This window comes from Propionigenium maris DSM 9537, from assembly GCF_027925155.1.
In the GTDB taxonomy this organism is placed as follows: Bacteria; Fusobacteriota; Fusobacteriia; order Fusobacteriales; family Fusobacteriaceae; genus Propionigenium; species Propionigenium maris.
This window is the reverse complement of record NZ_BSDY01000004.1, coordinates 82,152-94,489: the sequence shown is the minus strand read 5'-3', so window position 1 is coordinate 94,489 and position 12,338 is coordinate 82,152. Positions and strand designations below refer to the sequence as shown.

At 42.7% G+C, this 12,338-nt stretch carries 11 protein-coding genes and 1 riboswitch; of the genes, 3 read left to right on the top strand and 8 right to left on the bottom strand.

The window, feature by feature from the left end; translation table 11 throughout:
* Positions 1 to 271: 271 nt before the first annotated feature.
* Positions 272 to 1,558 carry an NCS2 family permease gene (locus tag QMG11_RS05160; protein WP_281834034.1) on the bottom strand — a complete coding sequence of 429 codons (1,287 nt, stop codon included), beginning with the start codon at positions 1,556 to 1,558 and terminating at the stop codon, positions 272 to 274.
* Between the two features lie 67 nt (positions 1,559 to 1,625).
* A riboswitch (purine riboswitch) is annotated at positions 1,626 to 1,723 on the bottom strand.
* A gap of 151 nt (positions 1,724 to 1,874) precedes the next feature.
* Positions 1,875 to 2,261 (bottom strand): hypothetical protein, encoded by a 387-nt coding sequence (locus QMG11_RS05155; protein WP_281834032.1) that lies wholly within the window; start codon positions 2,259 to 2,261, stop codon positions 1,875 to 1,877.
* Between the two features lie 203 nt (positions 2,262 to 2,464).
* Here QMG11_RS05155 and uvrA point away from each other — a divergent pair, with 203 nt between their 5' ends.
* A complete protein-coding gene (uvrA, locus tag QMG11_RS05150) occupies positions 2,465 to 5,296 on the top strand; it encodes an excinuclease ABC subunit UvrA (RefSeq protein ID WP_281834339.1) in 2,832 nt (943 codons plus the stop codon).
* Between the two features lie 31 nt (positions 5,297 to 5,327).
* Here uvrA and QMG11_RS05145 read toward each other — a convergent pair whose 3' ends face one another.
* Complete coding sequence (locus tag QMG11_RS05145; protein WP_281834030.1) at positions 5,328 to 5,807, bottom strand: hypothetical protein; 480 nt, start codon at positions 5,805 to 5,807, stop codon at positions 5,328 to 5,330.
* A 183-nt stretch (positions 5,808 to 5,990) separates the two neighbouring features.
* On the opposite strand from QMG11_RS05145, the gene murI reads away from it, so the two are divergent.
* Both murI and ruvA read left to right on the top strand, forming a co-directional pair.
* Positions 5,991 to 6,803, top strand: a complete 813-nt coding sequence (gene murI / locus QMG11_RS05140) for a glutamate racemase (protein ID WP_281834028.1) — start codon at positions 5,991 to 5,993, stop codon at positions 6,801 to 6,803.
* 2 nt (positions 6,804 to 6,805) lie between these two features.
* Positions 6,806 to 7,405 (top strand): Holliday junction branch migration protein RuvA, encoded by a 600-nt coding sequence (ruvA, locus tag QMG11_RS05135; protein ID WP_281834026.1) that lies wholly within the window; start codon positions 6,806 to 6,808, stop codon positions 7,403 to 7,405.
* Between the two features lie 53 nt (positions 7,406 to 7,458).
* Here the strand turns inward: ruvA and QMG11_RS05130 are convergent, their stop codons facing one another.
* The 5 genes from QMG11_RS05130 to QMG11_RS05110 all read right to left on the bottom strand — a co-directional run bounded on the left by QMG11_RS05130 (position 7,459) and on the right by QMG11_RS05110 (position 12,264).
* Positions 7,459 to 7,866 carry a hypothetical protein gene (locus QMG11_RS05130; protein WP_281834024.1) on the bottom strand — a complete coding sequence of 136 codons (408 nt, stop codon included), beginning with the start codon at positions 7,864 to 7,866 and terminating at the stop codon, positions 7,459 to 7,461.
* Between the two features lie 109 nt (positions 7,867 to 7,975).
* Positions 7,976 to 9,289 carry an amidohydrolase gene (locus QMG11_RS05125; protein ID WP_281834022.1) on the bottom strand — a complete coding sequence of 438 codons (1,314 nt, stop codon included), beginning with the start codon at positions 9,287 to 9,289 and terminating at the stop codon, positions 7,976 to 7,978.
* A gap of 37 nt (positions 9,290 to 9,326) precedes the next feature.
* Entirely contained in the window at positions 9,327 to 9,794 is a 468-nt protein-coding gene (locus tag QMG11_RS05120) for a hypothetical protein (protein ID WP_281834020.1), read from the bottom strand.
* The gene (locus QMG11_RS05115) at positions 9,787 to 10,599 is read right to left on the bottom strand and encodes a DUF3100 domain-containing protein (RefSeq protein ID WP_281834018.1); all 813 of its coding nucleotides are present in this window, start codon (positions 10,597 to 10,599) and stop codon (positions 9,787 to 9,789) included. Before QMG11_RS05115 ends, QMG11_RS05120 begins: the two co-directional genes overlap by 8 nt.
* Before the next feature lie 417 nt (positions 10,600 to 11,016).
* Positions 11,017 to 12,264 (bottom strand): hypothetical protein, encoded by a 1,248-nt coding sequence (locus QMG11_RS05110; RefSeq protein WP_281834016.1) that lies wholly within the window; start codon positions 12,262 to 12,264, stop codon positions 11,017 to 11,019.
* Between the last annotated feature and the right edge of the window lie 74 nt (positions 12,265 to 12,338).

Genomic DNA, 12,338 nt, shown 5'->3' with positions numbered 1-12,338 from the left:
ATTATGAACAAAAGACCTATCTATGCTCTGATAGTACCATTAAAAAACACAAAATTCAACTATGATACTATAAAAATAGAAAATTAAATTAAAAATAGATTTTGCAGGCCTTGTAAAATCTTTGTTATATGGTAGAAATCAAAAAATGAGAAAGTGGATTTTTTTAAAGTTTGAGTAAGCTGTTCTATAGAAGATTAGTGGAATATATGTTAAAGAAGGGGAGAGCTGGTGGAAATAAAAAAAGACCGGGAGAAACTTCCCGATCTTTTAACTATACGATTAGATTTACCATGGATAGTGCTCCTATCCCCCAAAGTACCGGTGAAACCTTCTTGTGCTCCCCGCTTCCTGCATGGACAACGATAAATGAAAGGAATCCGAAGCTAAGACCAGTACTGATACTGTATGTCAGCGGCATCATGATCACTGTGGCAAATACAGGAAGAGCTGTCTTAAAGTCATGCAGATCCAGATCCTTGAGGTTCTTAAACATGTAGATTCCTACTATGATAAGAGCCGGTGCAGTGGCATATGCCGGTACAATTCCAACTATTGGAGTAAATAGCAGCGACAGAAGGAAGAGCCCTCCTATAACAACAGATGCAAGACCAGTCCTAGCCCCTGCAGCTATACCTGCAGTAGTCTCTGAAAGGGTAGTAACTGTACTTGAACCAAGAAGGGAACCTACTATGGTAGAAGCTACATCTGTATGGATCATCCTTCCGAGGGAAAGGATATTACCATCCTCATCCTCCATACCCATCTCCTTGGCACAGGCAATAAGTGTTCCCAATGAGTCGAACAGGTCCACAAACATAAATGAGAAGATAGGACCGATCAGTGAGAACTTAAGGGCCCCTAAAACATCCAGCTTGAAAGCGATAGGAGCTATAGATGGAGGCATAGACATTATTGTTGTAGGAAGTTCCACAACTCCTATAAGCATTCCAAGTACTGTGGTAGCCACCATTCCTGCAAGCATACCTCCCTTTACTCCTCTCATCTCAAGGAGAGCAGAGATAACGATACCGATAACCCCAAGAACTACAGTGGGAGTAAACTCACCAAGGGATACAAAGGTAGCAGGGTTAGCTACGATAAGTCCCATACTCTTCAGACCTATGAAGGCTATAAAGAGACCGATACCTGCTGTGGAAGCTATCTTCAGTTCCACTGGGATAGCCTGGGCGATCTTTTCTCTTATTCCTCCGATGGACATAACCAGGAAGAATAGTCCCGAGATAAATACCACTCCAAGGGCTGTTTCCCAAGGGATTCCCTTTCCGATAACCAGTGTATATGTAAAGAAAGCGTTAAGTCCCATTCCAGGTGCCAGCCCCAGGGGAGCATTTGCCCAAAAAGCTGCAATAAGACTACCGATAGCTGCTGAGAGACAGGTAATGGTAATAAGGGCTCCCTTATCCATACCTGTATCCGACATGATAGCAGGATTAACAAAAATGATATATGACATAGTCATAAAAGTAGTAATTCCACCAAGAACCTCTTGTTTCACAGAGGTATCCCTCTCGCTGAGTTTAAACAATTTTTCTAACATTGATTCACCTTCCCCTTAAAAGTTAAGTAAAAAAGCCCTATTTTCATATATGAAAACAGAGCTTTTACTACAACAACATAATTCTTATAGTCAGCTATTTAAGGTAGCCGGTAGAAACATTTCGCCATATCCGAAATTTATATAAGCTTTGTTTAATTATTAATATTTTGGAAATTATATCATTTTTACCTAAAAGTTACAAATGGTTTTTGATATAGCAGGGAGGGGAGAGGAACAGTTGATTATTCATAGAAAATTAAAATATCTCCCCGAGTGGGAGATATTTTATGGGAGGCGATATATTCAAAAATACGACTTAATCTAACCAGTATCTGATCCCTAAGGAGTACTCGATATCCGAGTGGGTATCCTCTATGAGGTAAAGGGTTGGAACTATCTGAGCATATAGCTCGATCTCCCTTTCAGGAAAGAAGTTAAGGCCGGCTATTCCCCTGGCTCCCAACCTGTGATCATCATCCTCGGAGACCTTACCTCCTACACCCCAGTAGAAGTGTGGAGTATTTGGAACGGTAAAGTGTTTATCCAGCCTGAGAGAGGTATCATCCTCCAGACCGATTCCTATATTATAGTCTTCTATCCCGATGAGTATCTCGGTCTCGGAACCAACTCCAACTCCAAGACCAACTCTGGAGTAGGTATTCACAGTAAGTATAAGCATAAAAATTAACAATAACTTTTTCATTTTTTACATTCCTCTCTTAAAAATAAATTTACATAGAAAGGGTATCACCCAATTGTGATGGTTATATGGGGGAGGGATTAAAAAAAAGTTAAATTACCTCAACTTATGAAATTGTAGAATACCTCTTAAGGTGATATAATTAGTTGAGAAGTTTAGTAAGAAATTTGATGAGTGAAAAGATAGCGATCTACGGAGGTGTAAGAGTGCTAAATAAGATAGTGATAAAGGGAGCCAGGGAGCATAACCTTAAAAACATAGATATAGAGCTTCCTAAAAATAAGTTTATAGTAATAACGGGAGTGAGCGGAAGCGGGAAGTCCTCCCTGGCCTTTGATACCATATATTCAGAGGGGCAGAGAAGGTATGTAGAGAGCCTTAGTGCCTATGCCAGACAGTTTATCGGTCAGATGCAGAAACCAGATGTGGACAGTATAGAGGGGCTGTCGCCGGCTATCTCCATCGAGCAGAAGACAACAAATAGAAACCCAAGATCCATTGTGGGAACTATGACTGAGGTCTATGACTATATGAGACTTCTCTTTGCCCATATAGGAACGGCTCACTGTCCAATCTGCGGAGAGGCTGTGGAGAAGCAGAGTATAGAGGAGATAGTGGAGCAGATAGTCACCAGGTTTGAGGAGAAGGCCAAGATGATCCTTCTGGCTCCAGTGGTGAAGGAGAAGAAGGGAACCCATAAGAACTTATTTTTAAATCTTCTCAAGAAGGGATATGTAAGGGTAAGGGTAGACGGGGAGATCCTCTACCTGGAGGATGAGATAGACCTGGATAAAAATAAGAAGCATACTATAGAGGTAGTAGTGGACAGACTGGTTCTCAAGAAGGGTGACAAGGAGTTTATCTCCAGGCTGACCCAGTCGGTAGAGGGAGCAGTGGATCTCTCCGAGGGAAGGATCATTGTAAATATAGACGGGATGGACTATAACTACAGTGAAAACTTTGCCTGCTCTACTCACGAGGATGTAAGTATCCCGGAGATCAATCCGAGACTCTTCTCCTTCAATGCCCCCTACGGTGCCTGCACTGAGTGTAACGGACTGGGGAAGAACCTGGAGGTAGATGAAAACAGGCTGATCATAGATAACAGCCTTTCCCTGGCTGAGGGGGGGATATATATCCCGGGAGCTCAGGCAAGAAAGGGATACAGCTGGGCGGTGTTTACCTCCATGGCAGAGTCTGTGGGGATAGATATGCATAAGCCTGTGGGAAAGCTTACCAAGAGGGAGAGGGAGATAATCTTCTACGGAACCAAGGGTAAGAAGTTCAGGGTGGATTACAGCGGAAGGGATTTTCAGTACCACGGGTTTAAAACCTTTGAGGGAGCTGTGAAGAACCTTGAAAGAAGGTACTATGAAACAGCCTCCGACTCCATGAAGGAGGAGATAGAGAATAAGTATATGGTAGAGAGGGTGTGTAAGGAGTGTAAGGGAAGAAGGCTGAAATCCGAGGTTCTTGCCATAACTGTAGCAGGAAGAAACATCATGGAACTCTGTACCATAAGCATCAAGGATGCTCTGAGATTTTTTGAGGAACTGATCCTTACCCCTAAGGAGGAGATCATAGCCAAGGAGATCCTCAAGGAGATAAGGGAGAGGCTCTCCTTTATGATAAATGTAGGCTTAGATTACCTGAACCTTGCAAGGGAGACTAAGACCCTTTCAGGGGGAGAGTCTCAGAGGATCAGGCTGGCTACCCAGATAGGTTCTGGTCTTACCGGGGTACTCTACGTACTGGATGAACCAAGTATCGGTCTTCACCAGAGAGATAACGACAAGCTTCTGGCTACCTTAAACAGGTTAAAGGAGCTGGGGAACACCCTTATCGTAGTGGAACACGATGAGGATACCATGCTCCAGGCAGACTATCTTCTGGATCTAGGACCTGGAGCAGGAAGGTTCGGGGGAGATATAGTAGCCAAGGGAACTCCTAAGCAGGTAATGAAGAGTAAAAAATCCATGACTGGTAAGTTCCTCAAGGGAGAGGTTGCCATAGAGGTTCCCAACCAGAGAAGGGAGATCAGGGATAAGATAAAGATCAAGGGGGCCACGGGAAACAACCTGAAGGATGTGACGGTGGAGATACCTCTGGGAGTAAAGACCCTTATTACCGGGGTAAGCGGAAGTGGTAAATCCACCCTTATCAACCAGACCCTCTTTCCAGAACTCTTCAATACCCTTAACAAGGGAAAGCTCTACCCACTGGAAAACAAGGGAGTAGAGGGGATAGAGAAGCTAAATAAGGTAATAGATATAGATCAGAGTCCCATAGGAAGAACACCGAGATCCAACCCGGCAACCTATACCAAGATATTTGATGATATCAGAGCACTCTTTGCTGAAACAAAGGAAGCTAAGGCCAGAGGATACAGCAAGGGAAGGTTCTCCTTTAATGTAAAGGGGGGAAGGTGTGAAGCCTGTCAGGGAGCAGGAATAATAAAGATAGAGATGAACTTCCTTCCAGATGTATATGTTGAGTGTGAGGTGTGTAAGGGTAAGAGATATAACAGGGAAACCCTGGAGGTGCACTACAAGGGTAAGCATATCTCGGATATTTTGGAGATGAGTGTGGGAGAGGCCTATGAGTTTTTTGAAGCCATCCCGTCCCTTGAGAGGAAGCTGAAGGTCCTTATGGATGTGGGACTGGATTATATTAAACTGGGACAGCCTGCAACAACCCTTTCAGGAGGGGAAGCCCAGAGGATAAAGCTGGCAACGGAGCTGTCCAAGATGAGCAGGGGACACACAATCTACATCCTGGATGAGCCTACAACGGGACTTCACTTTGAGGATATAAGAAAGCTCCTGGAGGTACTGGACAGACTTGTGGAGAGGGGTAACACTGTGGTTATCATAGAACACAACCTGGATGTGATAAAGACAGCAGATCACATAATAGATATAGGGCCTGAAGGGGGAGACGAAGGAGGGCAGGTAATAGCCCAGGGGACCCCTGAAAAGGTAGCTAAGTCCAATGTAAGTTATACGGGAAAGTATCTAAAGAAGATATTAGCTAAATAAAAAAAGCCGGAGGACTCCTCCGGCTTTTCTTTTATTTTTCAGTGGAAGTGGGAGTTTCCACCTTCTTTTCCTTAAAGAGTTGCTTTCTCAGCCATCCCCTGAACTTCTCAGAGATAGGCTTCCTTTCGGGGTTTGTAAGCTTGATAGCCTTAAACACCCTTAGAGAGGAGTTGTTGATCTTCCCCTCGGTGTGCCACTTGGAAAAATCCTTTTCCTCAAAGGAGGGCTCATACATCTGGATCTGATGGATGATTCCCTTGGAGAACTCTGTGGTGTGGGAGTCCACCCTGATGAGGGGCTCCAGGACCTCGGTATTAAGGTTAGATCTGTGGATACTCTTGTAGAGAGCTATGACCTCCTCCAGGGTTTTAGCTGTCGAGGTGACCCTGTGATAGTTTAACCAGCTGTTTGCACGTATCTGCTTCTTTAATTTGAAGTTTTCAAGGTAAAGGTAGAGGGAGTAGAAGATACAGAAGCCTCCTCCCACCTTGAGAAATAGATCTAGGGACACGGTAGTTCCTCCTTGTGTTTTCTTCAAATTATATGAAGAAAAGGTGTTGATTTTGTGATGGGAGCAGCAGTTTTTTTAAAAAAGGAGGAAATAGTGGGGGATTAGGTAATAGATGGAATAAGTCCATGGTAGGACCGTTTTTTTATGGGGGGAAATATGATATAATTTTAATGAGGTGAATATATGGATAATAGAGGAATTGGGATTTTTGACTCTGGTTTCGGAGGTCTCACAGTTCTTAAGGAGATAAAAAAGATACTCCCTGGGGAGAAGGTATATTACTTTGGTGATACGGCCAGGTTACCCTATGGCTCAAAGTCCAGGGAAAATATAGTAAACTACTCCCAGGAAATAGCAGAATTTTTAAAGACAAAGGATATAAAGGCTCTGGTTATTGCCTGCAATACAGCTTCAGCCATGGCTCTGGAAGCCCTTCAGGGAAAGTATGACTTTCCTGTAATAGGGGTAATAGGTGCCGGAAGCAGGGGTGCTCTCAAGGTGAGTTCAGGAGGCAGGATAGGTGTCATAGGAACCAAGGGCACTGTAAACAGCGGAGTCTATGAGAGGGAGATAAAAAAGATAAAAGCTGATGTAGAGGTCTATGCAAATTCCTGTCCCCTCTTTGTTCCCCTGGTAGAGGAGGGAATGATAGAGGATGAGATAACGAAGATGGTGATAGAGAGATACCTTTCCAACTTCAAGGGAAGGGTGGACTCGCTAATCCTGGGATGTACCCACTACCCTATCCTGGGAGATATTATAAGAAGGTATCTTGATGGGACTGGCATAGAGGTTGTCAATCCGGCTATAGAGGTGGCTAAGGAGCTCAAGGAACTTCTTGAAGAAGAGGATCAGCTGTCGGATATGGCAGAGGTTCACGATGAGTTTTATGTGAGCGACTCCCCTAATCACTTTAGGGAATTGGGAGAGATGTTTCTGGGAAGTGAGATAGAAAAGGTTCAGAAGATAAACTTAGAAGAGTATGGGAGAGGTTAGGGATGTTTGAATACTTAAGTGGAAGGATAGCTGTAAAAAAACTGGATTATGTAGCTGTAGATGTAAATGGAATAGGTTACAGGGTGAATATTTCTCTGAAGACCTATGAAAAATTAACTCTGGGAGAGGAAGGAAAGCTTTTTATATATAACTATATCAGGGAGGATGCCTTTAAACTCATAGGGTTTGCTGAGGAAAGAGAGAGAGATCTCTTTGAGATCCTGATCAATGTAAATGGAATAGGGATGTCTCTGGCTCTTGCCATCCTTTCTACCTTCAGTGTAAGTGATATAAAGGAGATAGTTGCAAGGGAGGATGTAAAACTTCTTACAAAGGTTCCTAAGCTTGGAATGAAGAAAGCCCAAAAGCTTATTGTGGATGTTAAGGACAAGCTCAAGGGACTTCAGCTTATGGATCTTGCAGATGGAGGAAGCAGCATTAGTAAGGTGGCGGCTATAGAGGAGGAGCTGTACATGGCTCTGGAAGCTCTTGGATACAGCAAGAAGGATATAGAGAAGCTGGTAACAAAGGAAGATATAGCAGGCTATGAGAGTATAGAGGATGCCATAAAGGATGTCCTTAAGAAGATGCAGAAGAAATAAATTATAGAAAAGGTTCCGGGATTGGGGATTTTTTGTTTGGAAGGGGAGCAGAGCTACTCCCCTTTTATCTTGTAATCTGACATCTTAACCTTAAAGTCCCTTCCGTCGATGCTTCCCACAGGTATCCTTAACTTAAACTCCTTGTGGGATCTTCCTGGAATCTTTTTTATAACTTCTGTGGAAACTAAGGAGTATCTTCCGTGGTTAAAGTTGGAATCTCTGAAGTAGAACTCAAGTTCAATCCACTCTAAGTCGGTGGTTCCTCTGTTTTCTATAACTCCCTGGAACTTTCGGTAATCTCCTCTCTTACGGTTTAAGAGACAGTTTTCCAGTTTGATTTTTCCGAAGTTAAAGGAGTAGATATTTTCTGCAGCTAAATGGGAGTTATTTGTTTTTGTAAAGGCAGCTTCTGAAATATTAAAGGTCATTAAAATAAAGATAAAAAGCAAGGTCTTCTTCATAGACTTTTCCTCCTTAGAAGTAAGATGTTTCTATTAAATAGTTTATGAGGAGAACTCATTCTATCCTTTAAAAATAAAAGACCGAAACTTATAGGTTTCGGTCTTTTTTCTATGCTTTTATTATCTTGTCGTTACTTTCCATAAACTCAAGGTACTCATCCTTGGTCATCACTGGTTTAAAGTTAGCCAGGATATCCTTGGCCCTCTTTGCTCCGTCGAAGAGAAGGTCCACCACAGTCATAGCCATTGCCTTGGCAGGGACGATATATGCCAGCTCCTCATCTGTAATCTGGAACTCCCTTGTATGAAGGGATCCCTTTATACCACCGATCATAGGATGCAGGGTGGGCATCAGGTGGGATACATCTCCAAAATCAAAGGATCCTGTGAAGTCTCCTCCCTCTACGATCCTTCCAGCAAGTCCAAGCTCCTCCAGGTTCCCCTTGAAGATCTCATCCATATTTTCATATCTCAGTATAGGAAGGTATCCAGGAATCTCAGTGATCTCGATCTCAGCTCCCACAGCCATAGCTCCAGCTTTAAGAGCTCTGTTAACTTTTGTATTTGAGTCGAGCATCCCCTCTACAGTTCTTGCTCTAACATATGATTCCATCCTTACATCAGCAGGAACTACATTTACAATGTCTCCTCCCTTTGTAATGATCGGGTGAACTCTTACCCTGTCCGAGTCCTTGAAGGTCTCCCTTTGGGCATGGATGTTGTTCATAGCAAGCATTGCAGCGTTTAGGGCATTGATTCCCTCTTCAGGAGCAGAACCTGCATGGGACTCCTTTCCTATAAACTTAATCTTTTTTCCTATGAAACCGTTACTCTCTGGTCCGATAAGGGCCTTGTTCTCTCCGAGGTCCAGTGCATGGAACATCATAGACATATCCACATCGTCGAAGGCACCCTTCTTGATAAGCTCCTGCTTACCTCCAAAGTATGTTATCTTCCCCTCTTTTCTCAGGTTTTCCCTGTATTCCAGCTCGATAAACTCCTCAGCCGGAGTAGCCATGATGTCCACTCTACCATCTAGCTCCTTTAAAACTCCCGACTTAACCAGTCCAAGGGCAGCTCCCAGTAATCCTCCCATCTGGATATTGTGACCACAGGCATGCATATTTCCATTTTCAGCAGCATCTGGATGATCAGCTACTGCTACAGAGTCAAGTTCTCCCAGGATAGCCACCTTAGGTCCCTTTGCCTCCTCATTTAGTCTGGCTCTACATCCTGTAACTGCGATGTTTTCCTCTATTTCCAGTCCAAGATCCTTAAGGAAGTTCACAGCTGTTTTAGTGGACTCCACCTCCTTATACCCCAGCTCAGGGGTAGAGTAGATTTCCCTCCCTGCTCTGATGATAGAATCCCTGTTGGCATCGATAGCCTCTATTATTCTCTTCTTTAACTCCTGCTTATTCATCCTGTATCCCCCTTAATAATATTTTATCCTCTATAAATTAGATCTTACCCTGAATCTTTAATACTGTCTGAGCAATCAGTGCGCATGCGAAGAATATTGTTGTGAATACTACCACTGCAATAATAACGATCTTCCAAGACATCTCCTTAAGCTCTTCTATCTTATCACCAACTGAGATCCCTGCAAAGGCAAGAAGGGGGGTACACATTGGCATAAACTCTACGCTTCCGATACTGGGAGCAAAGAACTTTGAGATAGGAAGAGCCTCAAGGCTCACTATCATGCCTATAATTGTAGACAGGGCATATGCCGGCAGTGGAAACTTAGGAAAGATATCCTTTATAGAGAAAGCCAGCAGAGCCAGAAGGATGATTAAAAGCATCCCGGGAACAGCTCCGATAAACTCTTTTTGCAGACCTACAGCCTGACCAGCTAGGATAATGATCCCTGCTGTGGACATTAGTAGAAAGTAAGTTATATATTTTTTAATATCAATTCTATGCATTTTGAATACCTGCCTCTTTCTTAGTGAATTTTCCTTCTAACTTCTTATAGTACCACTCGGTAAATGGTAGTGAGATAAACACAAGGATGTTAACTCCTGTAATTCCTGAAAGCATGTTACTTGTAGATGCATATGCAAATACCTGGTCAGCATACTGAGGGTCTACAACTGCTGACAGAGCCGATGCAGCAGCAGTCATCATACTTCCACTTCCTACTCCGCAAGCCATTCCAAGAGCCAGTGGGTGGATACCAGTGTATACTGAAAGGGATCCAAGGATACCAAAGTAGATAGTTCCAACAATTGTACCAGCAAGGTATACTCCCAGTACTCCGCTTCCCTCTGGAGAAGCGATTCCGTACTTTTCACCGATAACCCCAAGAGATGCTTCTCTACTGATACTTGAACCTGCTCCTATAGCTTCTCTTCTTAATCCAAGCTTAAGAGCAAGAGGCACTGCAATCAGTGGGGCAAGGATATGTCCGAACTCCTGGGCAATAAATGCAGGTCCAGCCTGAATAATCTGATTGATATTAGGTCCAACAAAGGTACCCAGTTTAATTCCCAACATAAGGAGGATAAGCATAACCATCTCTCCAGCCAGTCCCATCTCCTTGGCTGTAATCTTTTCCTTGAGTTTTGTAATCTTTTTTCCAAGTAGGTCTGGAGTAACTGCCATTCCTATTAATACTGCATAAAGCATTGGGAAGATAGCCACTTTTCCTATTTGTACCATTCCAATCATCTCACAGACTAAAGAGATAATTGAAACGACAGCAAAGGTGTTTAAAATATGTTTCTTCATTGTGATAACTCTCCTTAAAAATTATTTTTGGACATTGTCCGTTTTTATAGTTGAATTTATATCACAATTAATATTTTTCGTCAAACAAAAGAACATTTAATTTTAAAATAGTATATTTAATTCTATTATTATTAAAGATATACAATTTATGGAGCCCTTGATACACTAATAATTACAAGGGTTTTAGAGTTGGGTCACTTTAACAGTACAATTACTTAAAATATACTTAAAAAAGGATAAGAAATGAAAAAGAGGGGACGAATGTCGTGGATATGAAACACTTTGAATGTAAAAATAATAGGTGGAGATAGTAGGATGGATTTATAAAATTTTATATGGACATTCTATGAATAGGTAGGAGAAATAGTGACAGATAAATTGTCCGAAAAAGAATAGAGGACCATGATGGTCCTCTATCTAGAAGGTTATCTTTATGATGTTTTTAGGCCTCCCTTTGGAGACCTTTTCCTCTGTCTCCAGGGAGCCATAGTTATTTTCTATGAGCTTATTAATTATTCTTCTGGCACTTCTTTCGCTGATCTCCAGATATCCCGCAAGTTCCTTGGAGTCCACTCTGAGCTCCTCCTTTCTTTCCAGGAGGGTCATTATCTTGGAGATATAAACAGGGGAAAGTTTGGTTACCTTGCTTATGATCTCTATCTTCTTACTTCTGCTCTCCCCCGAAACCTTTCTTGGGGCAACAGGCCTTCTGAGAGTTCCGCATTCATCTATTACAAATAATCCCCCATCCCTTATAGAGGCTAGGAGAGCATTTCTGGCATTGACATCAGCTTCATAGGCGGTACTTCCATACCCTATCCCAGAGCTTATCTCTACTACAACATTGGAGAGGAGCTTCATAAAGCTTCTTATGCTGTCCTTAAACGATCCCCTGGTTCCCGAGATTACATATTCATCCCCCCCTGAGGTATAGAGAGCTCCCTGGACCTCCCTTACATAGGAGATGATCTCCCTTTGGAGTCTGTTCTGGATATTTAACTCCTCGTAGTAGTTCTTATTGATCTTCTTGGTGACCTTTATTACCTGGACAGCTATCTGGGAGGATTTTAGCTTGGATATCTGAGCCTTGTGAAGGATCTCCCTGTATGCTTCCTTAACCTGGGAGTAGGTGGGGAAGAGCCTGTATACAGGGTATCCCTCCCTCTTTAATCTCGTATAGACATCTCCAAAACCTGTAAGGATAAAGTCTGTCCTTCCCTCTTTAAAGAGTTTGATGTGCCACTTGATATAGTCCTCCTCGCTGCACGTAGAGCAAAAGGGCATGAGCCTGATATCTTTTCCCTGGAGGTTTAACTCCTCCACAGCTTCATCCAAGGCATCTTTAGAAACAACATCTACACTAAATCTGTTCAGATCTTTAAAGCCTTCTCTGGCCTTCCAGAGGGTCGAGACAAGGCTCAGGGTGGTCCGGTGGATATATGTAGAGGGTTTAGTGAGGGGTCTTATCCCTTCGAGGGTAGCATGGACTCCGGCCCCAGTAAGGATTATACCGTCTACCTCATCTTCACATCTATCGATGACCTCCCCTACCTTAGAGATCTTCTCTCGTATATAAAACTTACACTGAATATTTTCATCTACCCGAGACAGCTTCTCAGCAATATTTTCAGCTGAATCTCTGGGTCCTATTATTCCTATCTTCATCTTGAGACACTCCTACACTATTTTTATGTATAGATATTAGCACAGAACATTAAAAAGGTTCAAATTAATGGAGA